The sequence below is a fragment of the Kribbella sp. NPDC055110 genome (assembly GCF_053607525.1).
Window position 1 is genome coordinate 37,725 of record NZ_JBSGTS010000032.1, and the last position, 26,895, is coordinate 64,619.

21 protein-coding genes and 2 pseudogenes are annotated in these 26,895 nt (G+C 67.4%); 17 read left to right on the forward strand and 6 right to left on the reverse strand.

All coding sequences use genetic code 11. The features are described 5' to 3' along the window. The first annotated feature begins 10 nt into the window (after nt 1-10). From ACWF0M_RS33825 to ACWF0M_RS33855, 7 genes and pseudogenes are all read left to right on the forward strand, one after another. The gene (locus tag ACWF0M_RS33825) at nt 11-751 is read left to right on the forward strand and encodes a cell division protein FtsQ/DivIB (RefSeq protein ID WP_452239818.1); all 741 of its coding nucleotides are present in this window, start codon (nt 11-13) and stop codon (nt 749-751) included. Between the two features lie 158 nt (nt 752-909). Continuing rightward, nucleotides 910-2,157: pseudogene (ftsZ, locus tag ACWF0M_RS33830) on the forward strand (cell division protein FtsZ); the annotation flags it as partial. A 407-nt stretch (nt 2,158-2,564) separates the two neighbouring features. Beyond that, complete coding sequence (gene pgeF / locus ACWF0M_RS33835; RefSeq protein ID WP_452239819.1) at nt 2,565-3,293, forward strand: peptidoglycan editing factor PgeF; 729 nt, start codon at nt 2,565-2,567, stop codon at nt 3,291-3,293. Next, nucleotides 3,290-4,003 (forward strand): YggS family pyridoxal phosphate-dependent enzyme, encoded by a 714-nt coding sequence (locus ACWF0M_RS33840; protein WP_452239820.1) that lies wholly within the window; start codon nt 3,290-3,292, stop codon nt 4,001-4,003. The genes pgeF and ACWF0M_RS33840 overlap by 4 nt, the downstream gene beginning before the upstream one ends. Nucleotides 4,004-4,083: 80 nt before the next feature. Further along, the gene (locus tag ACWF0M_RS33845) at nt 4,084-4,650 is read left to right on the forward strand and encodes a cell division protein SepF (protein ID WP_452239821.1); all 567 of its coding nucleotides are present in this window, start codon (nt 4,084-4,086) and stop codon (nt 4,648-4,650) included. Nucleotides 4,651-4,688: 38 nt separating this feature from the next. After that, nucleotides 4,689-4,994: a YggT family protein gene (locus ACWF0M_RS33850; protein ID WP_130379857.1), complete on the forward strand. Its 306-nt coding sequence runs from the start codon at nt 4,689-4,691 to the stop codon at nt 4,992-4,994. A 135-nt stretch (nt 4,995-5,129) separates the two neighbouring features. Continuing rightward, nucleotides 5,130-5,879 (forward strand): DivIVA domain-containing protein, encoded by a 750-nt coding sequence (locus ACWF0M_RS33855; protein ID WP_130379855.1) that lies wholly within the window; start codon nt 5,130-5,132, stop codon nt 5,877-5,879. 168 nt (nt 5,880-6,047) lie between these two features. Here ACWF0M_RS33855 and ileS read toward each other — a convergent pair whose 3' ends face one another. After that, a complete protein-coding gene (gene ileS / locus ACWF0M_RS33860; RefSeq protein ID WP_452239822.1) occupies nt 6,048-9,188 on the reverse strand; it encodes an isoleucine--tRNA ligase in 3,141 nt (1,046 codons plus the stop codon). Between the two features lie 278 nt (nt 9,189-9,466). On the opposite strand from ileS, the gene ACWF0M_RS33865 reads away from it, so the two are divergent. The 5 genes from ACWF0M_RS33865 (at nt 9,467) to ACWF0M_RS33885 (ending at nt 13,285) form a co-directional block, all read left to right on the forward strand. Further along, nucleotides 9,467-9,742, forward strand: a complete 276-nt coding sequence (locus tag ACWF0M_RS33865; RefSeq protein WP_452239823.1) for a DUF167 domain-containing protein — start codon at nt 9,467-9,469, stop codon at nt 9,740-9,742. 433 nt (nt 9,743-10,175) lie between these two features. Next, on the forward strand, nt 10,176-10,631 hold the full coding sequence (locus ACWF0M_RS33870; protein ID WP_452239824.1) for a TraR/DksA family transcriptional regulator: 456 nt from the start codon (nt 10,176-10,178) through the stop codon (nt 10,629-10,631). 167 nt (nt 10,632-10,798) lie between these two features. Next, on the forward strand, nt 10,799-11,293 hold the full coding sequence (gene lspA, locus ACWF0M_RS33875) for a signal peptidase II (RefSeq protein WP_452239825.1): 495 nt from the start codon (nt 10,799-10,801) through the stop codon (nt 11,291-11,293). A gap of 23 nt (nt 11,294-11,316) precedes the next feature. Then, on the forward strand, nt 11,317-12,225 hold the full coding sequence (locus tag ACWF0M_RS33880) for an RluA family pseudouridine synthase (RefSeq protein WP_452239836.1): 909 nt from the start codon (nt 11,317-11,319) through the stop codon (nt 12,223-12,225). Between the two features lie 49 nt (nt 12,226-12,274). Then, on the forward strand, nt 12,275-13,285 hold the full coding sequence (locus tag ACWF0M_RS33885; protein ID WP_452239826.1) for a DUF4037 domain-containing protein: 1,011 nt from the start codon (nt 12,275-12,277) through the stop codon (nt 13,283-13,285). On the opposite strand, the gene ACWF0M_RS33890 is transcribed toward ACWF0M_RS33885, so the two are convergent. From ACWF0M_RS33890 to ACWF0M_RS33905, 4 genes are all read right to left on the reverse strand, one after another. Then, entirely contained in the window at nt 13,286-14,578 is a 1,293-nt protein-coding gene (locus tag ACWF0M_RS33890) for a glycosyltransferase (RefSeq protein ID WP_452239827.1), read from the reverse strand. Further along, nucleotides 14,578-15,648, reverse strand: coding sequence for a phytanoyl-CoA dioxygenase family protein (locus ACWF0M_RS33895; protein WP_452239828.1), 1,071 nt, complete (start codon nt 15,646-15,648; stop codon nt 14,578-14,580). The genes ACWF0M_RS33890 and ACWF0M_RS33895 overlap by 1 nt, the downstream gene beginning before the upstream one ends. Further along, complete coding sequence (locus ACWF0M_RS33900) at nt 15,641-16,870, reverse strand: YcaO-like family protein (RefSeq protein ID WP_452239829.1); 1,230 nt, start codon at nt 16,868-16,870, stop codon at nt 15,641-15,643. The genes ACWF0M_RS33895 and ACWF0M_RS33900 overlap by 8 nt, the downstream gene beginning before the upstream one ends. Nucleotides 16,871-17,026: 156 nt before the next feature. Next, nucleotides 17,027-17,230 (reverse strand): hypothetical protein, encoded by a 204-nt coding sequence (locus tag ACWF0M_RS33905; RefSeq protein WP_452239830.1) that lies wholly within the window; start codon nt 17,228-17,230, stop codon nt 17,027-17,029. Between the two features lie 119 nt (nt 17,231-17,349). Between ACWF0M_RS33905 and ACWF0M_RS33910 the strand changes: the two are divergent. From ACWF0M_RS33910 to ACWF0M_RS33925, 4 genes and pseudogenes are all read left to right on the forward strand, one after another. Next, a pseudogene (locus ACWF0M_RS33910) lies at nt 17,350-17,712 on the forward strand (RluA family pseudouridine synthase); the annotation flags it as partial. Between the two features lie 22 nt (nt 17,713-17,734). Next, nucleotides 17,735-20,044, forward strand: a complete 2,310-nt coding sequence (locus tag ACWF0M_RS33915) for an ATP-binding protein (protein ID WP_452239831.1) — start codon at nt 17,735-17,737, stop codon at nt 20,042-20,044. 395 nt (nt 20,045-20,439) lie between these two features. Next, nucleotides 20,440-23,988, forward strand: coding sequence for a DNA polymerase III subunit alpha (dnaE, locus tag ACWF0M_RS33920; protein WP_452239832.1), 3,549 nt, complete (start codon nt 20,440-20,442; stop codon nt 23,986-23,988). A 33-nt stretch (nt 23,989-24,021) separates the two neighbouring features. Beyond that, nucleotides 24,022-24,639: a hypothetical protein gene (locus ACWF0M_RS33925; RefSeq protein WP_452239833.1), complete on the forward strand. Its 618-nt coding sequence runs from the start codon at nt 24,022-24,024 to the stop codon at nt 24,637-24,639. Here the strand turns inward: ACWF0M_RS33925 and ACWF0M_RS33930 are convergent. Beyond that, on the reverse strand, nt 24,636-25,094 hold the full coding sequence (locus ACWF0M_RS33930; protein WP_452239834.1) for a hypothetical protein: 459 nt from the start codon (nt 25,092-25,094) through the stop codon (nt 24,636-24,638). The two genes, ACWF0M_RS33925 and ACWF0M_RS33930, sit on opposite strands and share 4 nt — an antisense overlap. Here ACWF0M_RS33930 and ACWF0M_RS33935 point away from each other — a divergent pair. Beyond that, on the forward strand, nt 25,089-26,591 hold the full coding sequence (locus tag ACWF0M_RS33935; RefSeq protein WP_452239835.1) for a DUF3352 domain-containing protein: 1,503 nt from the start codon (nt 25,089-25,091) through the stop codon (nt 26,589-26,591). The two genes, ACWF0M_RS33930 and ACWF0M_RS33935, sit on opposite strands and share 6 nt — an antisense overlap. Nucleotides 26,592-26,895 lie beyond the last annotated feature (304 nt).

Sequence of the window (26,895 nt, forward strand, 5' to 3'; positions counted from 1 at the left end):
GGTTCGTTGAATGAGCCAGAGCGTCGATCTGGCTCGGGCACAGCAGAAGTTCGCGCGCCGGCAACGGCTGGTGCGGTGGCGGAGCTGGTTGCCCTGGGCCATCGGCGGCGGACTGGTCGTGCTGGCCGGTCTGGTCGTCTGGCTGTTCTACTTCTCCTCCGCGTTCGCGGTCTCCGGGGTCCGGATCAGCGGTGCCGACACGGTGCCGGTGGCAACGATCGAGCAGGTCGCGGCCGCGCCGACGGGCACGCCGCTGGCGAAGGTCGACCTGCGGTCGATCGCGGACCGGGTGCGGACGATTCCGGCGGTGGCGGACGCGCAGGTGACGCGGGCGTGGCCGCGCAAGATCGTGATCGTCGTCACCGAACGGGTCCCGGTCGTGGTGGTCACCGACGGCTCGCGGTACGAGTTGGTGGACGCGACCGGTACGACGTACCGCACGGTGCCGGACCGGCCGGCCGGACTGCCGGAGGCGAAGGTGACCGGGGTCCGGCGCGACGTCACGATCCACTCGGTGGTGACGGTGTCGGCGGCCCTTCCGGACACGCTGCGGGCGCAGGTGGGGACGATCTCGGCGGCGTCGCCGGACTCGATCACCCTCAACCTCAGCTCCGGGGTCAAGGTCGTTTGGGGTAGTTCCGATGACAGCGAGCGCAAGGCCGAGGTACTCAGCGTGCTGATGAAGCGGCAGGCGAGGGTGTACGACGTCTCCGCGCCCGATCTCCCTGTCACCAAAGGCGAAAAGCGTTGACAGGTCACATCTGCGATGCGCGGCGAGGCGCGTGGATTTTGGCTGGAAGCGTCCCGTATCGTGCGGCGTAATCTAAAGTTGACATAAGTCTAAGCATGTACTTGAGGTTCAGTCTTTTCGCTGGACAACGGGAAAGCAACGAGGCGAGAGGCGCGGACGTGGCGGCACCGCAGAACTACCTGGCACTCATCAAGGTCGTCGGTATCGGCGGGGGCGGCGTGAACGCTGTCAACCGGATGATCGAGCACGGTCTGAAGGGCGTTGAGTTCATCGCCATCAACACCGACGCGCAAGCGCTGTTGATGAGCGACGCGGACGTCAAACTCGACATCGGCCGGGAGGAGACCCGCGGCCTCGGCGCCGGCGCGAACCCGGCGATCGGCCAGAAGGCCGCCGAGGACCACTCCGAGGAGATCGAGGAGGCGCTGAAGGGCGCCGACATGGTCTTCGTCACCGCCGGCGAGGGCGGCGGCACCGGGACCGGCGGCGCGCCCGTGGTCTCCCGGATCGCCCGCTCGCTCGGCGCGCTGACCATCGGCGTGGTGACCCGGCCGTTCTCGTTCGAGGGCAAACGGCGCGCGACCCAGGCCGAGGACGGCATCGCGGCGCTCCGCGAAGAGGTCGACACGCTGATCGTCATCCCGAACGATCGGCTGCTCACCATCTCCGACCGCGCCGTGTCCGTGCTGGACGCGTTCAAGCAGGCCGACCAGGTGCTGCTGCAGGGTGTTTCCGGTATCACCGACCTGATCACCACGCCCGGCCTGATCAACGTGGACTTCGCCGACGTCAAGGCGGTCATGTCGAACGCCGGCTCGGCGCTGATGGGCATCGGCTCGTCGCGCGGCGAGGACCGCGCGGTCGCGGCCGCCGAGGCGGCCATCTCCTCGCCGTTGCTGGAGGCAAGTATCGAGGGTGCGCACGGCGTCCTGCTGTCGATCGCCGGCGGATCCGATCTCGGCCTGTTCGAGATCAACGAGGCGGCCCAACTGGTCTCGGAGTCCGCGCACTCGGACGCGAACATCATCTTCGGCGCGGTCATCGACGACGCCCTCGGCGACGAGGTGCGGGTCACGGTGATCGCGGCCGGGTTCGACGGCGGGATGCCGAAACGCCGCGAACAGGCGATGAACCAGGCCCGGCCGCAGTCGTCGCGCCCGGCTTCGCAGAGCTATTCGGCCCCGATGTCCGGCGCCACGACACCCCCTGCAGGCCAGCAGTTCGGCCAGCCGGGCACGGCTCAGCCGCCCGCGCAGCCCGCTCCTCAGCAGCAGCCCGCGCCGAACCAGCAGCCGAACCAGGCGCCGAACGCTCAGACGTTCGCGCAACCGCCGGCCGGCAACTCTCCGTCCAACGCCACGCCGACCACCCCGCCGATGCCGACCAACGACACGGTGCCGGTGCCGGTGCCCGCACCGACCGAGTCGCGGCCCGGCCCGGGGACGACGAATTCCGCCCGCCCGCAGGCAGGTGACGGCGTCCGCACCGTGCAGTCCGGCCAGCAGTCGGCCCAGCCGGCTCCGCACACCCCGGCCTCCCCGTCGACCCAGCACTCCTGGCCCACCAACGGCCCCAGCAACGCCACCACCCCTGCGCAGCCGAGCCAGCCGGTCAAACCGAAGAAACCCGAACCCGAGGAAGACCTAGACATCCCCGACTTCCTCAAGTAACCCCCGCACGCGCTGCGCCGCCGCACCGCACCGCACCGCGAAACCAACTTTGAGAAGCCACCAACCATTCTCCGGATGGAGAAACGGTTGGTGGCTTCTCAAAGTTGTGTGGGAGGTGTGGGAGGGGCCGGTAGGGTTTGGGGGTGTTCGGGTTTGACGAGGTTCGCCGGGGTGTTCGCTTCGCTTTTACCGATCGGTTCGGGGGCGCCAGCCGGCCGCCGTACGGCGAGTTCAACCTCGGGAGCGCGTCGGGTCCGGATGTCGACGGGGTGATCGCGAACTTCGGGCTGATCGCGGCCGAGTTCGGGGTGCCCGTGGAGAACGTGGTGCGGGTCAGCCAGGTGCACGGCCGTGACGTTCACGTCGTACGGGCGGACGACGAGCTTCCCACCCGGCCGATGCCGAAGGCCGACGGTCTCGTGACGACGCGATCGGATGTGGTGCTCGCGGTTCGCGCGGCCGATTGTCTGCCGGTGCTGCTGTCCGGCGACGGCGTGATCGGCGCCGCGCACTCCGGACGCAAGGGCATGTACGTCGGCATCGTCCCGGCGACCGTCGACGCGATGCGGGAACTCGGCGCGTCGACGATCACCGCCGTACTCGGACCGTATGCGTGCGGGAAGTGCTACGAGGTCCCCGACGAGATGCGGGCCGAGGTCGCGGAGCGGGTGCCGGCGTCGTACTCCGAGACGACTTGGGGGACGCCCGCGATCGACGTAGCCGCCGGTGTGAAGGCACAACTGGCCGAGCTCGGTGTCGAGGTGGTCGACGCGACGGCCTGCACGATCGAGTCCGAGAACCTGTACTCGTACCGCCGCGAAGGTCCCGAGAGCGGGCGGATGGCCGGACTGATCAAGCTGGTCGCACCGTGACCACACGCGCCGACGAGCTCCGCGCGAATCTGGAACAGGTGCAGGAACGGATCGAGAAGGCCTGTCAGGCGGCCGGGAGAGCCCGGGACGAGGTCACCCTCGTGGCGATCACCAAAACCTTCCCAGTCAGCGACGTACGGGCGCTTGCAGGCCTCGGGATCCGCGACGTCGGGGAGAACCGCGAGCAGGAGCTCAAGTCGAAGGCCCCCGAGTGCCCGGACCTGCGCTGGCACTTCGTCGGCCAGTTGCAGTCGAAGAAGTCCCGTTCGATCGCCCGGTACGCATCAGTTGTGCACTCCGTCGACCGGTCGGCACTCGTCGAGGCGTTGTCCAAGACCGCGGTCGCCGAGGAGAAGACGTTGCGCTGCCTGATCCAGGTGAGCCTCGCGGCGTACGGGTCCGCGGACGCGGCGACCGGCGCGAGCCGGGGCGGTGTCGCGCCCGCCGACGTACCGGAACTGGCCGCGGAGATCGCGACGGCCGACGCGCTCGAACTCGGGGGAGTGATGGCCGTCGCTCCGCTCGGTTCGGACCCGGAGGAAGCCTTCGCCGGACTGCACGAGGTAGCGTCGCGACTACGCTCCGAACATCCCGGCGCCGACTGGATCTCGGCCGGGATGACCGGCGACCTGGAGGCCGCGATCAAGCACGGTGCGACACACGTGCGGCTCGGGCGTGCATTACTCGGTACGCGCTCCCTGCTGGGTTAGTGTCGACATCGAGCGGGTTTTGCTTCCTGCTCACTGTGTTGTCGGGTAGTCGTCGAACCGGATCGAGGTGCTGGAGGGCCATGAGCGGCGCACTGCGCAAGATGGGTGTGTACCTCGGCTTGGTCGAGGACGGGGAGCGCTACAACGCGCGGTACGACGACGAGTACGACGACGACTACGAGTACGAGGAAGACGCCGTCGACGGGGACTCCCACGAGACCGAGCCGGTACCCGCCGGCCGGGAGAGCCGCGAGCCTCGCACCGAGCCCCAGTTCCAGGGCCGCGAGGACCGTCAGGACCAGAGCGGCGCCACGGTCAGCAAGTTCCCAGACCGGCGCGGAGTCGCGTCGTCCCCGGAGGTTACCGAGTTGGCCCGCATCACCACCGTGCACCCGCGTAGCTACAACGAGGCGCGCGTCATCGGTGAGCACTTCCGCGACGGCACGCCCGTCATCATGAACCTGACCGAGATGGACCACTCCGACGCCAAGCGGCTGGTGGACTTCGCGGCCGGCCTGATCTTCTGCTGCCGGGGCTCGATCGAGCGGATCACGACCAAGGTGTTCCTGGTCTGCCCGCCGAACGTCACAGTGGCCGCCGAGGAGAAGGAAAAGATCGCTGCGGACGGGTTCTACAACCAGAGCTGAGGCCGGCGCTTTCGCCGTCTTCTACACTCGTTGACGACATGGATGCTCTTGCGCTCGTCCTCATCGTTCTCTACTGGGTACTGCTCGCCTTCTTCCTGGTGCTGGTGGCGCGGTTCGTACTCAGTCTGATCGTCATGTTCGCTCCGCAATGGCACCCCAAGGGGCCGTTGCTGCTGTTCTTCGAGTTGATCTACTCGATCACCGATCCGTTCCTGAAGCCGCTGCGGCGGATCCTGCCCCCGATCGGGGCCGGCGGAATCCGGATCGACCTGTCCATGCTGATGCTGTTCGTCATGGTCTCGGTCGCGATGGCCATCAACTCGACGGCCCTTCGATCGTTGTAAGGGTGAAGACCGTGAAGACGGGGTAGGTAGAGCCCGGATTCCGTCATAAGACAACGAAGCGATAACGTGATCTACTGAGTCGCCAAGGCGAGGGCCACGGGGACTCCGCCAAGACACAGACAAACGAGGTGAAAGATGCCGCTGACGCCGGATGACGTCCGCTCGAAGCAGTTCACGCCCGTCCGACTACGGGAGGGCTACGACGTCACAGAGGTCGATTCCTTCCTCGACGAGGTGGAAGCCGAGCTCGAGCGACTTCTCGCCGAGAACGAGGAGCTGCGGGCCAAGCTCGCGGCGGCTCAGCGCGCTGGTGCTGACCAGCAGCGACCGGTCGACCAGACCGCCGCGCTGCCGCCAGTCGTGCAGCAGCCGAAGCCCCCGGTCGTGGTCGAGAAGCCCGAGGAGAAGCCCCCGGTGGTGGCGGCTCCGACCGCGGCTGCGGCGGCCGGCACGGTGGGTGACGCCTCCAGCTCCGCGGTGCGGCTGCTGGAGATGGCCACCAAGCACTCCGACGACCTGGTCCAGGAGGCGAAGGACACCGCCGACAAGATCATCGGCGAGGCCCGCGCCAAGGCGGAGCGCCTGGAGAACGAGGCGCGCGGCAAGGCCGACCGGATGACCGGTGAGGCCCGCGCCCGCGCCGAGAAGCTCGACGGCGAGATCGCCGAGCGCCGCGCGCAGATGCTCGGCACGCTGGAGAAGCAGAAGGGTCAGCTCGAGCGCACGATCGACGACCTGCACGCTTACGAGCGTGAGTACCGCAGCCGCCTGAAGACGTACTTCACCGAGCAGCTGAAGGCGCTCGGCAACGGCGACGACACGCTCAGCCCGCGCAACGGCTTCCGGCCGGAGGCGCGTGCGCAGGCGCACGGTCACGGCGTCTAAAGAGACGTAACCGAAGGGGCGGTGCTTTCCGGCGGCACCGCCTCTTCGCCATGTCTGGACACCTTTGACTGAGGGTCCTGTCCTGGTGACAGGTAGTCAGTTCCGGACAGGAACAACCTTCGGCGCGAGCCCCCTTTGTTGCGGGCCCGCGCCGTTCGGCTGCCTGGGTCAGGCCTTGGTCAGCCAGTAGGTGAGTTGCAGATCCTCTTCGGTGCCGGTGACAACGTCCGCCTCCGAGGGGGCGGACTGGCTGAGTTCGACGGCGAGGACCTCGCGGGCGATCTCGTCGGCGTGCTTGCCGAGGGCATCGGTCAGCTCGGTGTCGGTCGAGGTCAGCCAGACCTTGATCCGGTCCGAGACCTCGAGGCCGGCGTTCTTCCGGGCCTCCTGCAGGGTGCGGACCACCTCACGGGCCAGCCCGGCCTGCTTGAGCTCCGGCGTGACCTCGAGGTCGAGGGCAACGGTCTCGCCCTGCTCGTTGACCACCGACCAGCCTTCCTTCGGCCGCTCGGACACCAGGACTTCGGCCTCGCCGACCTGGACGTCCTCGCCGTCGACCACGACGGTCGCCGTACCCGACTCCTTCAACGCGGCGGCCAGCGCGCCCGCGTCGGCAGCAGCGATCGCCGCCGCGACCACCGGGGTCTGCTTGGCGAACCGCTTGCCGAGCTCCCGGAAGTTGCCCTTCGCGGAGAACTCGACCAGATCCGCACCCGCCGAGGACAGCGGCGCGACCGTGCCCACGTTGAGCTCGTCGGCGATCTCCTGCAGCAGCTCGGGGGACAGGTCCGCGATCGCAGCCGACCCGACCAGCGCGCGGGCCAGCGGCTGCCGCGTCTTCACCTTCGCCTCGGCACGGGCCGACCGGCCGAGCTCCACGACCCGGCGCGCCATCGACACATGCTGCGCCAGTACGTCGTCGATGAGCGTCTCGTCGTACGTCGGGAAGCTTGTCAGGTGCACCGATTCGGGCAGGCCGGACGAGACCGGGCGGAACACGTCCTGCCAGACCCGCTCGGTGACGAACGGCGTCAGCGGCGCCATCACGCGGGTGAGGACCTCGAGCGTCTCGTGCAGGGTGGCCAGCGCGCTCGCGTCACCGGACCAGAAGCGGCGGCGGGAGCGGCGGACGTACCAGTTCGAGAGCACGTCGACGAACGAGTTGATCAGCAGACCGAGCCGCTGCGTGTCGAACGCGGCGTACGCCTCGTCGGTGTCGCGGACCAGCCGGTGCGTCTCGCTGACCAGCCAGCGGTCCAGCACCGAACGCTCCGCGACCGCGGGTGCGTCGGCGGGCGACCAGTCGGCCAGTCGCGCGTATAGGGCGTGGAACGCGACCGTGTTCCAGTAGGTGAGCAGCACCTTCCGGACGATCTCGTTCAGCACGTTCGGCCCGATGCCGCGCGCCTTCCACGGCGACCCGGACGCGGCCATGAACCAGCGCACCGCGTCCGCGCTGTGGTCGTCCATCAGCGGGATCGGCTCCAGGATGTTGCCCAGGTGCTTGGACATCTTCCGGCCGTCCTCGGCGAGGATGTGCCCGAGGCAGACGACGTTGCGGTACGACGACTCGTCGAAGACCAGCGTGCCGATCGCCATCAGCGTGTAGAACCAGCCACGCGTCTGGTCGATCGCCTCGGCGATGAAGTCGGCCGGGTAGGTCTGCTCGAACTTCTCCTTCGACCCCTCCGCCCACGGATAGCCCCATTGCGCGAACGGCATCGAGCCTGAGTCGTACCAGGCGTCGATCACCTCGGGCACGCGGCGTGCCTCCTGACCGCACTGAGGGCAGTCGAAGGTGATGTCGTCGACGTACGGACGGTGCGGGTCGGTCGCGCTCAGGTCGCGGCCGGCCAGTTCACCGAGCTCCGCCAGCGATCCGACGCACACCTGGTGGTCTTCGCCGCAGCGCCAGATCGGCAGCGGCGTACCCCAGTAGCGGGAGCGGGAGACGGCCCAGTCGATGTTGTTGCGCAGCCAGTCGCCGTACCGGCCCCACTTGACCGAGTCCGGGTACCAGTTGGTGTTCCCGTTCTCGCGGAGCAGGGCGTCCTTCACCTGGGTGGTGCGGATGTACCAGGACGGGAGCGCGTAGTACATGACCGGCGTGTGGCAGCGCCAGCAGTGCGGGTACGGGTGCTCGTACGGCACGTGCTTGAACAGCAGGCCGCGGTCCTTCAGGTCCTTGACCAGCGTCTCGTCGGACTTCTTGAAGAACTGCCCGCCGACCAGCGGTACGTCGGCGTCGAAGTGACCGCTCGCGTCCACCGGCTTCACCACCGGCAGGTTGTACGCACGGGCCACCGCGAGGTCGTCGGCACCGAAAGCGGGGGACTGGTGCACCAGACCGGTGCCGTCCTCGGTGGTGACGTACTCCGCGAGTACGACGTAGTGCGCCGGCTCGTCGAACGGTACGAGCTCGAACGGCCGCTCGTACGTCCACCGCTCCATCTCGCGACCGCCGTACTGACCGGTGACCGTCCAGCCCTCGCCGAGCCGGTCCAGCAGCGGCTTGGCGACCACGAGCGACTCGGTGCCGTCGGTGGCGACGACGTACTCGACGTCGGGGTGTACGGCGACCGCAGTGTTCGAAACGAGTGTCCACGGGGTCGTCGTCCAGACCAGCAGCGACGCCTGGCCGGCCAGCGGACCCGAGGTCAGCGGGAAGCGGACGTAGACCGACGGGTCGATGACGGTCTCGTACCCCTGGGCGAGCTCGTGGTCGGACAGGCCGGTGCCACAGCGCGGGCAGTACGGCGTGATCCGGTAGTCCTCGACCAGCAGGCCCTTGTCGTGGATCTGCTTGAGCGACCACCAGACCGACTGCACGTACTCCGGGTCCATCGTCTTGTACGGGTGCTCGAGGTCGACCCAGTAGCCCATCCGGGTGGTGAGCTCGTTGAACGCGTCGACGTGCCGCAGCACGGACTCACGGCACTTGGCGTTGAACTCCGCGACGCCGTACGCCTCGATGTCGGCCTTGCCGTTGAAGCCGAGCTCCTTCTCGACCGCGACCTCGACCGGGAGGCCGTGGCAGTCCCAGCCGGCCTTCCGCTCGACCCAGAACCCCTTCATGGTCCGGTAGCGCGGGAACACGTCCTTGAAGACGCGGGCCTCGATGTGGTGCGTGCCGGGCATGCCGTTCGCAGTCGGCGGGCCCTCGTAGAACGTCCACGGCTGACCGCCGACCGACTGTTCGAGGCTCTTGGCGAAGGTGTCGTGCTCGTCCCAGAGCGTCAGCACCTCCCGCTCGAGCGCGGGGAGGTCGACCTGGGCGGGAACCTGCCGCCACGGAGTGTTTCCGGCCATCTTTGTGCGTCCTTCGTCACGTCCTGCTACTGGACGAGGGACGAAGTGCCGGGCCTGTCGCCTGGCTACCGCGCGGTACCACCCTCCTTGGCAACTCTCTGCGAGTTGCCCACTTCCTTAACGACACGCTGCCGGTTCTAATAGGTCCCTACGGACTGTTCTTCCGGCGGCTCCGGGGTGATGGCCCCATCATTGCCTTGCGGTTCGCAGTCACGAGTGTACGGCGTCGTACCAGGTGACTACGAATCGTTAATCAATGGTGTTGCGAGAATTCGGGTATGAGAATTCTCGTGCGGGTGAAGCCTGGGGCTTCCAGGACGGCGGTCGGCGGCCGGTACGACGGTCCGTCGGGGCCGGCGCTGGTGGTCGCGGTGGCAGCCCGTGCGGTAGAAGGACAGGCGACGAAGGCTGTCCTGACGGCGGTCGCGGCGGAGTTCGGCGTACGGCGCTCCGCGGTGACGTTGGTACGTGGTGCGACCAGCAAGGACAAGCTGGTCGAGGTCGAGGGGGAGGCGAACGACATCCGGTCGCGGCTCGAGCAACTGCTCGGTTGACCTGCGACTGTTACGGACAGTGACGTCCGCAATGCGGTTGTGACGCGCAGAACATCGAGCGGACTTGAAGAACCGACTACCGTATGTCCACGGTCTGCGCGTCGGGCTGGCACGCGGTGTTCGCGTGGCCTACTGTCTTGCGACCAGTCCGCTTCAGTCTCCGACGGAAGGCAGGGGGTAGCTGACCATGGCTACATCGGCACGGAAGAATTCCGCCCCCCAACGTTCTGCCACGGCCAAGAAGACGGCCAAGAAGAGCGCCGCCGGCCGGCAGTCCGAACCGGTTCAGAAGACGACGGCTCGCAACGGTACGGCGAAGACCTCGCCGGCCAAGAAGACCACCGCGGTGAAGAAGTCGTCACCGACCACCGCGGCCAAGAAAAGCACAGCGGCTAAGACCCCTGCCAAGCAAGCTCCGACGAAGAGGGTGGCCATGAAGACGAACGAGAACAGGACCCCGGCGACGGCGCCGGCGAAGTCCGCTGCACACACGGCCGAGACCTTCAAGGTGAAGCCGGGCGAGGACCCGTGGACCGCTGCCGAGCTGGCCGAGTTGCGCGCCGAGCTGGAGGGTGAGGTCGAGCACCTCACGCAGGAGATCAAGGACGCCGAGCAGGAGATCGCGGGCCTGTTCCGCGACGGCAGCGACGGCGCCGGCAACGACCAGGCGGACGTCGGCTCCACCACGCTCGAGCGGTACCACGAGCTGACGCTGGCCAACAACGCCCGGGACATGCTGAACCAGATCGAGTTCGCGCTGACCCGGATCGACGACGGCACGTACGGCGTCTGCGACAACTGCGGCAACGCGATCGGCAAGGGTCGGCTCCAGGCGTTCCCGCGTGCGACACTGTGCGTCTCATGCAAAGAACGTCAGGAACGCCGCTGAACGACCCCGCCTCGTCCCACCAGGTGGAGGACGCAGACACCCCCGAACCGGCCGATAACCCATCGGCCGGTTCTCCGTCGTCCACGGGCCCTCTCGGGGAAGATGCGGGGACCTCCTCCGCTCCTTCTCCGTCGGCCGATGTCGCCGCCAACAGCGGCGAGGCCGGCGTGCGGTCGTGGAAATGGACTGTGGTGTTCGGTGGGGTCGGGCTGGTGATCCTGCTCCTGGACCAGGTGACCAAGGCGATTGCTTTGGCGCATCTGACGCCGGGGGAGCCGGTGAACGTGATCGGTTCGCTGCTCAAGTTCAACCTGATCCGGAACTCCGGCGCCGCATTCAGTCTCGGCGCCGGCTACACGCCGTACATCAGCGCGATCCAGATCGCCGTGGCGCTCGGCGTGGTCTACCTGTCCCGCAAGCTCGGTTCGGCGGGCTGGGCGGTCGCGTTCGGGCTGCTGTTCGGCGGTGCGGTCGGGAACATCCTGGACCGGATCTTCCGCGAGCCGTCGCCGTTCCACGGGCACGTGGTCGACTTCCTGCAGACCCCGCACTGGGCGATCTTCAACGTCGCGGACATGGCCGTGACGTCGGCCGCCGTACTGCTGGTGATCCAGACGCTGCGCGGGATCAGGCTCGACGGGACCCGGGAGCACCGCCAGTGACATCTGGGACATCTCGGACCGTCATGGTGCCGGACGGTCTCGCGGGGGAGCGGCTCGACGCGGCGCTGTCCCGTCTCTTCGGCGTGTCCCGGACGAAGGCCGCCGAGCTGATCGAGTCCGGCCTGGTCCAGGTCGACGGGGCCACGGCGCCCAAGTCGTCCCGGGTCGCGGCCGGCGTACTGCTCGACGTCGAGCTGCCGGCGCCGCCGTCCGAGGTGACCGTCGTACCGGAGACCGTCGACAACCTGCGGATCGTGTACGACGACGACGAGATCGTCGTCGTGGACAAGCCGGTCGGCGTCGCCGCGCACCCGTCGCCCGGGTGGACCGGCCCGACCGTGATCGGGCACCTGGCCGGCGCGGGTTTCAACATCTCCACGAGCGGCGCCGCCGAGCGCAAGGGCATCGTGCACCGGCTGGACGTCGGGACGTCCGGGTTGATGGTGGTCGCGAAGACGGAGTACGCCTACACCGTCTTGAAGCGCGCCTTCAAGGAGCGCACGGTCAAGAAGATCTACCACGCGCTCGTGCAGGGCCACCCCGACCCGTTCACCGGTACGGTCGACGCGCCGATCGACCGGCACCCGAACCACGACTACAAGTTCGGCGTGGTGGCCGGCGGCAAGCCGAGCATCACGCACTACGAGACCCTCGAGGCGTTCCGGTACGGCACCCTCCTGGAGATCACCCTGGAGACCGGCCGCACGCACCAGATCCGCGTGCACATGTCCGCGATCGGGCACCCGTGCTGCGGCGACCTGACGTACGGCGCCGACCCGGTCCTCGCCGAACGCCTGGGCCTCACCCGCCAGTGGCTGCACGCGATGCGCCTCGGCTTCACCCACCCCGGCACGGGCGAGTACGTCGAGTTCACCTCGAAGTACCCCGACGACCTGGACCACGCGCTCGACCTCCTGGTCGACACCCAGTGACACGCTGATCCGCCCCACTAAGTCCAACCCAGCGAAGGAGTTTGCGCAGGTGTCTACATATGTTTCCGGTCTGGACCTGAGTCGTCGTTTCTACGATCAGGCAGTCCGGCCGATCCTGGCATCTGACTTTGCCGATCTTCGGCACAGCGCAGCGCTGATCGGACGCGGTTCAGAGGTGCTCGGTTTCGATGACGAGATGTCGACCGACCACAACTGCGAAGCCCGCGTGGTGCTCTTTCTCGACGTCGAGGACCACGACGCCTATGGCGCGGCCCTCGACGACGCGCTGAGCAAGAGCCTGCCGACGACCTTTGGCGATCGGCCGACGGCGCACGAGGTTCACTCCTTGCGCGATTATGTTCGGCGGAATCTCGATTTCGACGTCGAGCGCGACATCGAGATGGAGGACTGGATCACCTTCTCGGAGCAGCGGCTACTGATGCTGACAGCGGGTGAGGTCTATCACGACGAGGTTGGCTTGGAGGCACTCCGCCAACGGTTTGCCTACTACCCCCACGACCTGTGGTTGTACCTGCTGATGGCCGGCTGGTGGCGTATCCATCCTGAGGCGAACCTGGTCGGGCGGGCCGGCTCGGTCGGCGACGAGCTCGGCTCGGCGGTGATTGGTTCCCGGATCGTGCTGGATGTGATGCGTCTCTGCTTCCTGATGGAGCGTCGGTACACGCCGTACTCGAAATGGCTGGGTACGGCGTTCTCTCGCCTGACCTGTGGCCCGCAGCTAAGGCCGCTGCTTTCGGAGGTGCTCCGGACGACGAGCTGGCAGGACCGGGAGAACGCGCTGCTGCCGGTCTACGAGAAGCTGTCGGAGATGCACCATGGGCTGGGTGTCACCGACCCGGTAGCAACCGAGATCGTCCAAATGTGGGACCGGCCGTTCAAGGTCCTGTGGGGAGACTTCCCGGCAGCGTTGCGTGACCGGCTCGAGGACCCGGCCGTGAAGGCGCTGGCAGCGCAGTGGCCGGTCGGAGGCGCCGACCAGTTCCGCGAGATGATGACACCGCCGTCGTATCGCGGCCGGTTGCGCCGGGTGTTCGAGTAGTCAGCGCATCCGCGAGAGGACAGTCACGGCGGGGTCTGGGCCAGTCACAAGTCTCTCTGCCCGCGCGAACGCGCGACAAGCAGACGAAAGCTTAGGGACCCCCCGGATCGCATCGACTACAGCTGCGGCCCGAAGCAGTGACCCTGGGAGGACTTTCCCCAGCCCGAGGTACTCGACCAGAGCGCCGCTGCGACCAGCGTCGGTCACTGGGCCGGATACTGACAGGACAAGGGAGGGCACGCCCGCTGCCGCAGCCTCCTTCACGGTATTGAACCCACCGTGCGAGATCACCAGCGCGGCCCGCTGAATCAGCGGGAGCTGTGGTGCCTCTGGACAGTGAATGACGTTCTCGGGCAGTTCGCGGGGGACCGTGGAACTCCCTGTTGCCAGAACTACCTGATGGTCCGGCAACTCTGCTGAGGCTTGTGCGACGACGTCGAACGCGTGGTCGTGAGTGCCTCCCTCGAGGCGTTCGGTGCCGAAGGCGCAGTACACCAGCTTTCGTCCGGGATCGAGCTTCTCCCAGGCGAAGTCAACCGGGGGACGCCGACTGTCGATCAGCAGGCCCAGCCGATGGATACCGCGAAGCCGGGTACGGCGGAAGTCGAATGCCGTGCTGGTGAAGACGAACTCGTCGGCGTCCGGCGGACGGGGGAGCGGATACGGCGGCAAGCTGACCGGTGCTGGTGGACGGGCGAGCTGGACGCCGTACTTGCCCGCCAGCTGCGACAGCGAGGTGACGAACGCGTGTTGAACGGAGAGGCGGGTCGACGCTGTTCGCGCTTGCCGTCGGCTCGCGTACAAGAGCGCCGACCATGCGAGTAGCAGCCGAGCTGATGAAAAGCTCCTTCCCGGAACAATGCTCGAGTTGACCGGCGGCACATGGAGATCGAGCCGGTTGGGCAGGTCTGTGCACAACGTACCTGCCGGGATGTGGAGCAATTTGGCGAGCAGGGCCGCCTGCGGTACATATCTGTCGTACAGGATCGCCGGCCGGTGGCTGGCCGCGATGGTATCGCCCAGCCTGGCCCAGACCGTGGTCATCTGCTGGGCCCACTCCTCTGTAGACCGCGCTGACGGCAAGGGCAGGACTACGACTTGGAAATCGAGATCGAGATGCTCGAGCAGCCGTACAGCGGGAAAAACCGTCGTGACCGTGCTGGCGAAGTCGACCAGCACATACCGCACGATGGCGCCGCTGGCCTCCAGTTTGGACGCCAGATTTGTGGTCGGCACCACGTGCCCGTAATTGAGCGGAACGACGATCCAGACAGTACTGATCCGACTCCGCATCAGCTGGGCGGTCGCCGGATCGTCGCGATCATCGCGAGTGCATCACGCATCCCGCCAATCGTTGCCCTCAGTGAACGCTGAGCAATGTATTGGCGGGCATCCTGACCCGGCGCTGCCAGTCGAAGCAAGTCCCGGGCCTCGAGCGAGAGTTGGTCCCACACATCGATCGGCAAGCGTCGCTTGGCCAGCCGATCGGTCGCGGCGACCCTGAGAAATTCGATGCTTGCGACATCGGCGGCGGCAAAGAGTGCGGCACCGGACTCCTGTCTCGCTGACGACAGCTGCATTGCTCGGCGTCGCATCGCGCTGGTGATCGAGAGCGCTGCGCCGGCGACGGACCGGTACGCGATCGGGGAGACGTCATCGATCAAGGAGTAGTTGAAGCTGAGCATCGGCCGGATCTGTTCCGACCGGTTCGCCGTACCGCGATGGATCATCCGCTGGTCCCGGATCACGACAGTGCCGGGTGGAACAGTCAATCGTCGCGAATCCCGCTCCGCCGCCAGCCGGACCCATTCGTCGAATGAGAGCGGAACGTCACGGAGAAAGGCATCGGGGTCCAGCGTGGCGGAGTGAACTGATACGGGTTGGTGAGTTCCTGGCCAGACTTCGGTCGGTCCCGACTCTTCACCGACCTCCGTGAGGTAGAGGTTGCAGGTGAGGTCGAAGGTGCCCACGTCCCGGTGCGGGAGCTGATCGGCGGAACCGGGCAGGCAGATGTCCGACCCGGCAAGCCGGAGGGCCCAATGCCGCTGGTCGCCGATACGATCGCGGATGCCGTCCAACACTGCCAGGACCGGCGCGGCGGCGATCAGATCAGCGGCGAGGAAGTCCGTCGTGGACGGGAGCAGTCCGTTCCATCGGTGCTCCCCATGATTCGCCATGCCAGAGCCTGTCGTTCTGGCCCTGTGCTGTTTGGCATCGAAGAAGCGGTTGAAAGCCTCGGCTACCTGGGCGAGCCGGTCGCCCGTGACAGCACGTTTCACAACGCAGTATCCATCTCGGAAGAAATCCTCGACCCTTGCCGCGGTTCCTGCCCGAGTGGTGATGTCAGGCGTCGCGCTAGACATGCGCAGACTCCAGCAGCTCGACACCGCGGGCCATGGGCATCGCCAGTGCGCCGAGCATCACCGGACACATGAACCGCTCGAGGCCTGGCACAACGACTGTCGTGACGACAATGCCCTGGACCGAACCGGTCCATTCGCGGTGGTACGCCGTCAGACCTGATCGGTGAAGTACGCTCGCCAACTGCAGGAGCTGCTCCGACGAAGTGCCGACCGCAGCCTCGTGATCGTGATGCTCGGCGTCCAGCGGAACGGTCGGCAGTTCGTCGAACGGAAGATCGAGGTGGTAGATCCGGTCCAGGACCGGCCACGGAGCGAAGATCTCGCCGCGTTCCAGACGCGAAGGTTGCAGGTCTTTCCACTCGGTGATGTACAGGATCTGCAACAGCTCACTAAGCGCCCGCTCGGCCGCATAATGTGACGAGAGGGAGCTGCCGCCGCCGAACTTGCCGACCCGGTCGGTACCTCCGGAAACCGCGAAGTAGGTCGGAACGCCGAGATCCGTGGTGAGCCGGAGCAGTAGCGGATCTGCGCCGTCCAGCTCCGTGATCTGCCGTCTGAGCGTGGCGAGGTCCTCGGGTAACGACTCTGGGCGGACGACTGCAATCGACACGGCGGGAGAGTTGCGGTCCGTGGGTGCCTGGCCGGTGGCGAGGCTCAGGAGAGCAAGTGAGATCGCGTCACGCTCGAAGCACTCCAGCAGCCCATGCAGCAGTGCGTCTTCGAGGGCCATACCGCTGGCTGATCCCGTGGTGCTCGCGTACTTCACGTACGCCCAGTACTTATCCTGGGCGTCGCCCGCCGAGGGCCGCTCGGAGAAGGCCGGGTTCGCGAATACCGCCGGATACCACATCTCCGCATCGCCACGAATTTCTTCGAATCGGACGCAAGCAAGCAGCGAATCGCTGCAGTCCTGTGCAAGTCGATGAAGATGATGCTCTTGGGCCAAGGCTTTCTGTCTCACCATATCTGACGCGGGCATCAATTGCAGCGAATCGGTTTCGTATCGAGTCGCGGTGGCAAGCTGGAAATGCTCCAGCGCCTCGAAGAGGGCGCTGGCCTCGCACTGCATGCCGACACCTTTTCCAGCCCCGGTGCAGACTTGGTTCCCGTCGGGATCATGGACGTCGAGGAACGTTACGCCGAACTGGTCGGATGTGATGAACTGCGGCGTGAACCGCAACCCCAGCCGGGCCGCCTCCGCGTAGCCGTGTCGGACGGCCACTTCCAGGTCCGCCGATCGTTCTGCCTGTGCTCTACTGTGCGCCACTCGCACTGGTCCACCTCCGTTGAGTCATGCCGGTAGCCCGAGCGCTGCCAGCTGTGGGCGATGCAACGGGTGCGCGGGCGGGCCGGCTAGCGGCCCGCCCGCGGTCGTTCCTTAGCGAGCCGATCCGGCCGGCGAGAACCTGCTACGCAGGCGGGCCTTCGCGCCGGTGGTGAATGAGCTGAACAGTCGGGTCATCTCCGAGTGCTCAGCCGCGGCCACCGTCAGAGCCGCAGACCGATCGATCAGGTGTTCCTTGGTGGAATCGGCGTCCGATGTCGGTGACTTGACAACGGCACCCCATTCTCCATATCCCATGAACGACACCTCCGTGATGTGGATGAAACGATGGGCGCCCATCACCGAGTGACACATGAGAGCGTATGTTGACCGCGGGGCGTGGTCAATGAGTTTCCGGCGAGTTGCACTTTGTTGCAATTAAGTTGCCAATAGCAAATGATTGCCACGACTACAAGTTCGGCGTGGTGGCCGGCGGCAAGCCGAGCATCACGCACTACGAGACCCTCGAGGCGTTCCGGTACGGGACCCTCCTGGAGATCACCCTCGAGACCGGCCGGACCCACCAGATCCGCGTGCACATGTCCGCGATCGGGCACCCGTGCTGCGGCGACCTGACGTACGGCGCCGACCCGGTCCTCGCCGAACGCCTCGGCCTCACCCGCCAGTGGCTGCACGCGATGCGGCTCGGCTTCACCCACCCCGGCACGGGCGAGTACGTCGAGTTCACCTCGAAGTACCCCGACGACCTGGACCATGCGCTCGACCTGCTGGACGACTGAGTTCTCGGCCTACTCTGAGGGTATGGAGGGGTCTCAGCGCGCCCGGGCGGGGCATGGGCGATTGCCGGCTGAGGTGACGAGCTTCGTCGGGCGCCGGCGTGAGCTGGCGGAGACGAGACGGCTGTTGTCGAGCAGCCGTCTGCTGACGCTGACCGGGGTCGCGGGGGTCGGCAAGACCCGGCTGGCGGTGCGGATGGCCGCAGAGGTACGACGTACCTTCGACGACGGGGTCTGGTTCGTCGAACTGGACGCGTTGCGGGACCCGGACCTGCTCGGCCACACCCTGGCCGAGGCGCTCGAGCTGATCCAGGTGTCGGCCAACCCCGACGCGGACCTCACGGAGTTCCTCGAGGACAAACACCTGCTCGTGGTGCTCGACAACTGTGAGCGCGTGGCGGAGGCGTGCGCCGTACTGGTGAGCAAGTTGCTGGCGGCCGCACCGCGGCTCCGGATCCTGGCCACCAGCCGGCACATCCTCGGAGTCGAGGGCGAGCAGATCCTCACGGTGGTGCCGTTGCCGACGCCTCCGCCCGAGGTGCAGTCGGCGCACGCGGATCAGTACGACGCCCTGGCGCTCTTCACCGATCGGGTCCGGGCCGTGGTGCCCGAGTTCGGCATCGACGAGTCCAACCGGGCCGAGGTGATCGCGGTCTGCCGCCAGCTGGACGGCGTGCCGCTCGCGCTCGAGCTCGCGGCGGTCTGGATGCGCACGTTGTCGTTGCCGCAGATCCTCGAGCGACTCGCGGACCGCGTCCAGCTGCTGCTGGGCGGCCGTCAGCTGGATCCGTCACACCCGCAGGCGCTGGAGGCAGCGATCGGCTGGAGCTACGACCTGTGCTCTCCGGCCGAGCGGCTGCTCTGGGAGCGCCTGTCGGTCTTCTCCGGTGGGTTCGACCTGGACGGCGCCGAGGCGGTCTGCGCGGGTGACGGCATCGAACGCGAGGACGTGCTCGGCCTGGTCGCCGGTCTGATGAACAAGTCGATCATCACGCGCACCGCGGCGGCCTCCCCGGTGGTCGCCGGATACGACATGCTCGTGACGATCTCCCAGTTCGGCGCGACGCGGCTGGGCGATCAGACCCGTGCGTACCAGTTCCGGCACCGCGACTACTACCGGGCGCTGACGGCCCAGTGGGCGACCGACTCGTTCGGTCCGCAGCAGGGCGACTTGTTCCTGCGGACGCGGCGTGAGCACCACAACCTGCGGAAGGCCATCGAGTTCTGCCTGGCAGAGCCGGGCGAGGAACCGGTCGCGCTGGAGCTCGCGGCGCCGATCTGGACCTTCTGGTTCGCAGGCCTCCTCCGCGAGGGCCTGCGCTATCTCGTCCGCGCGATCGACGCCGCGCCGGAGCCGACGCGGAGCCGCGCGTTCGGCCTGTGGGCGGGCTGCCAGCTCGCGATGTTCCTCGGCGAGGCGGAGCTGTTCGCAAGCTGGTTGGCAGAATGCGCGGAACTCGCCGAACGGTACGACGACGGTCGCCTGCGGGCCGGGGTGGCCGAGGTGTCGGGACACGGGATGATCTACGAGGGCCGGCTGGACGCCGCCATCGGCGAACTGGAGCGGGCGCTCGCCGGATTCCGCGCGGCCGGGGACCTGCACGGTGAGTTCAACTGCCTCCATCTGTTGTCGTTGGCAACCTTCTTCCTGGAGGACGCCAGGGTCGAGGACTTCAGTCACCAGGCGTACGCACTGGCCGAGTCGCGGGGCGCCGTCCGGTCGACGGCGTACGCGCTCTGGGCGGTCGGCATCGTGCAGTCGCGCGACCATGACCAGTTCGAGTCGGCGACCCGATCTTTCCGCGACGCGATCAGGTCGTTGCGGCCGCTGAACGACCGGACCGGGATCGGCTTCTGCGTCCAGGCCCTGTCCTGGTGCGCCGGGTCGGCGTCGCCGGACGAGTGGGCCGCGCGGTTGATGGGTGCGTCGCGGGCGGTGTGGCGCAGCGGGGTCGTCGTCAAGGAGACGACGCCGTACAGCCGCCTCGACGACCTGACCGGGGAGCGGATCCGGGCAGCGATCGGTGCGCCCGCGTTCGGCGCCGCGTTCGCGCGCGGAGCGGCGTACACGTTCGAACAGACCGTCGCGCTCGCGCTGGGTGCGGAGGACGGACGCGATCAGCGTGGAACGCGCCGGACGGGACACCGGCTGACGCCGCGCGAGCACGAGGTCGCCGTCCTGATCGGCGAGGGCCTGAGCAACCGGGAGATCGCCGCCCGGCTGACCGTCTCCCGGCGCACGGCCGAGACCCATGTCGAACACATCCTCGGCAAGCTCGGCTTCACCTCCCGCAGCCAGATCGCCCGCTGGATCGCCGACCATCCCGCTACCTAGCGGGATGTGTCCATATCCGTACACAGAATCCGTACGCAGATCCGTGAGAGTCCCGATGCGCGCCGTCGGCGGCCGGCGTAATGCTGGACAGATCGTTGTGTGTGCCACAACGTGGTCGCGGTGCCCCCCTCCGCGACCATGGCGCCTGGTCCCTCCGCCCAGGCAGCCGTCTGGTGGACCTGGCGCCTTGAGCCCCTCCGCTCCGCGTCAGGCCCGCCGCTCTGTCCCGGCCCCGCCGTCGGGCTCCGTGCCTGAACTGGTGTGCTCGTGGTCTGATCCACGACCGGATAGCGGGCGCGGTCGGCCCACGCCGGTGAGCCGATTCAGAACTGTCCCCGGGCCCGCATAGGCTGTGCTGGTCCACCTGAATCGCGCCCTGGGAGGTCTGCGTCGATATGGCGTCCAGCGACAGTTTTGTGCATCTCCACGTGCACACGGAGTACTCGATGCTGGACGGTGCGGCGCGGATCGACGAGTTGTTCAAGACCGCCCAGGAGATGGGCATGCCGGCGATGGCGACCACGGACCACGGGTACGTGTTCGGCGCCTACGAGTTCTGGAAGACCGCGAAGAGGTACGACGTCAAGCCGATCATCGGCGTCGAGGCGTACCTGACGCCGCACACCCACCGCTCGGAGCGGAAGCGGGTCAAGTGGGGCGACGCGAACGCCGGCCGTGACGACGTCTCCGGCTCGGGTGCCTACACCCACATGACGCTGCTGGCGAAGAACACCTCCGGCATGCACAACCTGTTCAAGATGAGCTCGCTGGCCAGCCTCGAGGGCTACTACTTCAAGCCCCGGATGGACCGCGAGCTGCTGAACACGTACGGCCAGGGTCTGATCGCGACCACCGGCTGCCCGTCCGGCGAGGTGCAGACCCGGCTCCGGCTGGGGCAGTACAAGGAGGCGATCGAGGCCGCCGCGGAGTTCCGCGACATCTTCGGCCGGGAGAACTACTACTGCGAGCTGATGGACCACGGCCTCGGCATCGAGCGGAACATCCAAGGCGACCTGCTGAAGCTGGCCAAGGAGCTCGGCCTGCCGCTGGTCGCGACCAACGACCTGCACTACACCAAGCCCGAGGACTCGCAGGCGCACGCCGCGCTGCTGTGCGTGCAGTCCGGCTCGACGATGACCGACCCGAACCGGTTCAAGTTCGACGCGAACGAGTTCTACGTCAAGACCGCGGCCGAGATGCGCGAGGTCTGGAAGGACTTCCCGGAGGCGTGTGACAACACGCTGCTGATCGCCGAGCAGTGCGACGTGAGCTTCACCGAGGGCGAGGGCCGGTTCATGCCGCGGTTCCCGTGCCCCGACGGCCACAACGAGGAATCGTGGTTCGTCTCCGAGGTGGAGACCGGCCTGCACTACCGGTATCCGGAGGGCATCCCGGACGACGTCCGGAAGCGGACCGACTACGAGATCGAGGTCATCGTCTCGAAGGGGTACGCCGGGTACTTCCTGGTCGTCGCCGACTTCATCAACTGGGCGAAGGCCAACGGCATCCGGGTCGGCCCGGGCCGTGGTTCCGGCGCCGGTTCGATGTGTGCGTACGCGATGAAGATCACCGACCTCGACCCGCTGCTGCACGGTCTGTTCTTCGAGCGCTTCCTGAACCCGGAGCGGATGTCGATGCCCGACTTCGACATCGACTTCGACGACCGCCGCCGCCCCGAGGTGATCCGGTACGTCACCGAGAAGTACGGCGACGACCGGGTCGCGATGATCGTCACCTACGGCACCATCAAGGCCAAGCAGGCGATCAAGGACGCCGGCCGGGTGCTGGACTACCCGTTCGCGATGGGCGACCGGATCACCAAGGCGATGCCGCCGGCCGTGATGGGCAAGGACGTCCCGCTGGCCGGGATCTTCGACCCGCAACACAAGCGGTACTCCGAGGCCGGCGAGTTCCGCCAGCTGTACGAGGGCGACCAGGACGTCCGCAAGATCGTCGACACCGCCCGCGGCCTGGAGAACCTGAAGCGCCAGTGGGGTGTGCACGCGGCCGGCGTGATCATGTCCAGCGAGCCGCTGATCGAGCTGGTCCCGATCATGCGCCGCGAGCAGGACGGCCAGATCATCACCCAGTTCGACTACCCGAGCTGCGAGACGCTCGGCCTGGTCAAGATGGACTTCCTGGGCCTGCGGAACCTGACGATCATGGACGACGCGGTCAAGAACATCGAGGCCGCGCACGGGATCACGGTCGACCTCGACAAGCTGAGCAAGGACCTCGACGACAAACCGACGTACGACCTGCTGGCGCGGGGTGACACGCTCGGTGTCTTCCAGTTCGACGGCGGGCCGATGCGGGCGCTGCTGCGGCTGATGAAGCCGGACAACTTCGAGGACATCTCCGCGAGTACGGCGCTCTACCGGCCGGGCCCGATGGGTGCGAACAGCCACACCAACTACGCGCTCCGCAAGAACGGGCAGCAGGAGATCAGCTACCCGCACGACGAGCTGGCGGTCGCGCTGGAGCCGGTCCTCGGCGTCACCTACGGCCTGATCGTGTACCAGGAGCAGGTGATGGAGATAGCCCAGCGCCTGGCCGGCTACACGCTCGGCAAGGCGGACCTGCTCCGCCGGGCGATGGGCAAGAAGAAGCGCGAGGTGCTGGACGCGGAGTACGTCGGCTTCGCGGAGGGCATGAAGGCGAACGGGTTCTCCGACGCATCGGTCAAGGCGCTGTGGGACGTCCTGCTGCCGTTCTCCGACTACGCGTTCAACAAGGCGCACTCCGCGGCGTACGGGCTGGTCTCGTACTGGACCGCGTACATGAAGGCGAACTACCCGGCGGAGTACATGGCCGCCGTCCTGACGTCCGTGAAGGACGACAAGGACAAGATGGCCATCTACCTGAACGAGTGCCGCCGGATGGGCATCAAGGTGCTGCCGCCGGACGTCAACGAGTCGGACTCGAACTTCACCCCGGTCGGCACCGACATCCGCTTCGGCCTGTCCGCGATCCGCAACGTCGGCGTGAACGTGGTCGCCGAGATCGTCGCGGCCCGCGAGGAGAAGGGCCGGTTCACCGACTTCGTCGACTTCATCGACAAGGTGCCGCTGCCGGTCTGCAACAAGCGCGTGATCGAGTCGCTGGCCAAGGCCGGCTCGTTCGACTCGATGAGCCACGCCCGGCGGGCGATCGTCGCGGTGCACGAGCAGGCCGTCGACGAGGCCATCGACCTGAAGCGGAACGAGGCGCACGGGCAGTTCGACCTGTTCTCGATGGGCGACGACGACGCGGACGAAGGCGAGGGCAACAGCCGCCTGACCGTGACGGTCCCCGAGATCGAGGAGTGGGACAAGGCCACCAAGCTGGCGCACGAGCGCGACATGCTGGGGCTGTACGTGTCGGACCACCCGCTGTTCGGCGTCGAGCACGTGCTCACCAACGGCAGCGACTGCACGATCGGTCAGCTGCTCGCCGACGAGGAGCGGCCGGACGGCAGCCGGGTGACGATCGGCGGCCTGGTGACCGGGGTCCAGCGGAAGGTGAACAAGCGCGGCGACATCTACGCGATCGTCACCATCGAGGACCTCGAAGGTTCGATCGAGGTGATGATGTTCTCCTCGGCGTACCAGTTGCACGCCCACCTGCTCACCAACGACGCGATCATCCTGATGAAGGGCCGGGTACGCCGCCGCGAGGACCGCCTCGAACTGAGCGGCGACGAGGTCGTCGTCCCCGACCTCACCGAGGGCCCGACCGGCCCGGTGGTCCTGACGATGCCGGTCAACCGCTGCACCCCACCGGTCGTCGACCAACTGAAGGACATCCTCACGTCCCACCCCGGCATGACCGAGGTCCACCTCCGCCTCCAGGCCCGCCAGAAAACCACCGTCATGCGCATCGGCGACCGCTTCCGCGTAACCCCCACCTCATCCCTGATGGCCGACCTGAAAGCCCTCCTAGGCCCCTCCTGCCTGGCCAGCTGATCGATGGTGGAACCGATGCGTCACACTGGCGTCGTGAGTCAGCCGGAGTCGTCCCAGTCGCCGTATGTGGCATCGCCGTCGTACAACCCGTTCGGTGCGCCGGTCGTCGAGGAGCCGCGGTTGCCGTGGGCCAAGGCGGTTCTGGTGACTGTGGTGGTGTTCCTGGTCGCGGGGGTGGTGGCCGGGTGGGCGTGGCAGCAGTTCTCGCCGTTGGCGAAGTACACGGTGGACGCGCAGGGTGGCTCGCTGGGCGAGGAGCAGATGACCCGGATCTTCGGGCCGGACGGGACATTCACGGCGATCGGGTTCGTGACTGCGGTAGTGCTCGGCGGCGCGTTGTTCTGGTGGCTGCGTAACTACGGTCCGTGGTCGGTCGCGATCGTCACGCTCGGCGCGTGCCTTGGCTCCGGCGTGTCATGGGGTGTCGGCATGCTGCTCGGGCACGACCCGCTCGACCCGCGGCTGCGGGCCGCTCGCCCGGGTGATCTGGTCGCGGCCCCACTGGAGCTGCACACCTGGACTCCGGCGGCGTCCTGGCTGGTCGGCGCCGCGCTCGCCTGCGCGATCATCGCGGCTACGACCTGGCGCGCGGACCCGGTTGCAACCACTTCGCAACCTGCTGCGTCCGACCCTGGACCGCCGCTCCACTAGCCTTTGTAGGTCCGGCGGTGAGGCCACCGGAGCCAGCGAGGGAGCATATGTCCGACCAGAACCAACCACCCACGTACCCAGGTGCCGGTGGTCAGCAGCCGCAGTACGGCCCGCCGCAACGGCAGAACCCGCAAGGGCAGAACCTCTGGCCCCAGCAGGGTCAGCCTGGCCAGCAGGGCCCGCAGCCGGGTCAGCAGGGCTACCCACAGCAGCACCCGCAGCAGGGCCAGCAGTACGGCCAGCAGTACGGCGGCCCGCAGCAGGGTGGCCCTCACGGTGCACCGCAGCAGGGCGGCCCGCAGTACGGCGGTCCTCAAGGTCCCCAGGGCCCGCAGCACGGTGCGCCTCAGCCTCAGCAGGGCGGGCAGTACGGCGGTGCGCCGTACGGTCAGGGTGGCTATGGACAGCAGGGCCAGCCGGGTCAGCCGGGTCAGGCGTCGTACGAGCAGATGCATGTCGGTGGGCAGCCGCCGCAGGGTCCCGGGTACGGCGGCCCGCAGCAGTGGCAGCCGGAGCCGAAGAAGAAGCGCGGCAAGCTGATCCCGATCGTCGCCGCACTGGCGATGGTGCTGGTGGTCGCGGGCGGCGGAATCTTTGCCTACGGCAAGCTCGGTGGCGGCGGTAAGCAGCCGGCCGACGTCCTGCCGGGCACCGCGGTCGGTTACGTCCGCGTGGACCTGAATCCGTCCGCCGGCCAGAAGGTCGCGGCGCTCCGGTTCATGATGAAGTTCCCGTCCGTGAAGGACAACCTCGGCCTCACCAGTGACCAGGACGACCTGAAGCAGAAGCTGTTCGAGCAGATCAAGAAGTCCGCCGGCGGCGACCTCGCCGAGGTCGACTACGCCAAGGACATCAAGCCGTGGCTGGGTGACCGCGCCGGTTTCGCCGCACTGCCGCCGGCCGAGGGCAAGGACGCCCCGATTCCGGTGGTCGCGGTCCAGGTCAGCGACGAGGACGCCGCGACCAAGGGCATGGACAAGCTGCTCGCGAACGAGGACAAGAAGCCCGGTCGCGCGTTCAGCAACGGCTACATGCTGCTGTCCGAGGACCAGGCGACCGTCGACTCGGCGATCGCGACGGCGAAGGACAACCCGCTGAGCAAGAACGCCAAGTTCAGCGCGGACATGGACAAGCTCGGCGAGCAGGGCTTCATCTCGGGCTGGGCGGACGCCAAGGGGCTGGCCTCGATCAGCGGGAAGGTCGACTCAGGTCAGCTGTCCGGTCTCGATGACGCCTCCGCGGCGGTGGCGCTGCGGTTCGATGCGTCGTACGTCGAGCTGAAGGGCATCGCGCACGGCGACAAGAGCGTCAAGGTTGGTGCTGCCGACGCCGGCGACCTGGTCACCAAGCTGCCGGACAGTACGGCCGGCGCGATCGCGATCTCCGGTGGCGAGAACCTGATCGACACCGCCTGGGCGCAGGTGCAGAAGGCGGGCGGCGAGAACCTGCAGCCGATGATCGACGAGATCACCCAGGAGACTGGCCTGAAGCTGCCGGACGACCTGAAGAGCCTGGCCGGCAAGAACCTGTCGGTCTCGATCGACAAGGACACCGCCGACGGCCCGAAGATCGCGGCCCGGATGGAGACCGACCCGGCGAAGGCCGAGCCCGTGGTGCAGAAGCTGACCACGCTGCTCCGCGAGCGTTCGTCGGCGAACATCCCGATCGAGACCGCGAAGGACGGCGACACCCTCGTCGTCTCGACCAGCAAGGACTACGCCGAGCAGGTGCTGAAGGGCGGCAACCTCGGCCAGACGGAGAACTTCAAGCAGGCGCTCCCCGACACCAAGGGCGCGGTGATGATCGGGTACGTCGACTTCGAGGCGGCCGGCTCCGTCAGCGACCGGTTCTCCAACGACAAGGACCTGGCCGCCCTCCGCTCGGCCGGCGTCGTCACCCGCTCCACCGGCGACGGCGAAGCAGAAATCAGCCTGCGAGTCGTCGCAAAGTAGTCACACAGCACCCCGAGAAGCCCCGGACCGCCCGACCAGGCGCCCGGGGCTTCTTCCGTGGCGCCTGGGCGTGTCTGTGGATCCAGTGCCCGACGCCCTCGCTGGTGACAAGTTCGGCGAAGGTCAGGCCGCGCCCGAACCCGCCGTGCACAAGAGTGGATATCCCCTCGCGTTGGGGGTTCTCCCCTCTAACACCAACGGAGAACCCCGGCGGATTCATGCGGTGGTTGCAACACCGGGTGGATTTGCTTGGTCGGATAGTAGTTTGTCGAGGGCTTCGGTAGGGGTGCGCCAGGCCAGGCGT